This is a genomic window from Arhodomonas sp. KWT, assembly GCF_010993615.1.
Map to the genome: position 1 here is coordinate 1 of NZ_WNXE01000865.1, position 715 is coordinate 715.

Below are 715 nucleotides of genomic sequence, written 5' to 3' on the forward strand. Positions count from 1 at the left end.
CACGGGCAGGCGCTGACGCGTGGACCGCGCAGGCGCGGCTGAGGCGGAGGGTCTCCGGACGGCGCCACGAGCCGCCCCCGTCACGCAAAAGGACGGCCGCCCGCGGGATCGTGGCGCGGTCGCACCGTAAGTCGGGCATACCGGGCACGCCGGGCGGACCGGCATGCCCGGGATTCAGGCCGCGTCAGCCACCGCGGACGCCCTTCTCGATGCGCTTGCCGATCGCCGGGTCGACGTTGCGCCAGTACTCGAACGCCCGCTCGAGCACCGGCTCCGAGACGCCGCCCTTGAGGTGGCCGACAACGTTGCTGACCAGCCGCTCGCGGGCGGCCTCGTCCATCACCTCGCGGACCAGGGTGCCGGCCTGGCCGAAGTCGTCGTCGTCCCTGCGCAGGGTATAGGCCTGGCGGACGAAATCACCGCTGGCCTCCCAGGTCGCCGCCTCCGGGTATCGCTCCGGATCCGCGGCGGGCCCGCCCTTGGAGTTGGGCGCGTAGACCGGGTCCGAGACCTTCTGCACCCGCATCGCCCCGTCCTTGGAGTAGCTGTGCACCGGGCACTGCGGCGCGTTCACCGGGATCTGCTTGTAGTTCACCCCGAGCCGGGCCCGGTGGGCGTCGGCGTAGGAGAACACCCGCGCGAGCAGCATCTTGTCCGGACTGACGCCGGTGCCGGGCACCATGTTGTTGGGCTCGAACGCCGCCTGCTCGATCTC

Annotated in this window: 1 protein-coding gene; it reads right to left on the bottom strand. The window is 72.0% G+C overall.

Annotation, left to right across the window (positions count from 1 at the left end; translation table 11 throughout):
- Positions 1–184: 184 nt before the first annotated feature.
- On the bottom strand, positions 185–715 hold a 531-nt coding region (locus G7A99_RS22940), incomplete at its 5' end, for a catalase (protein WP_163144342.1).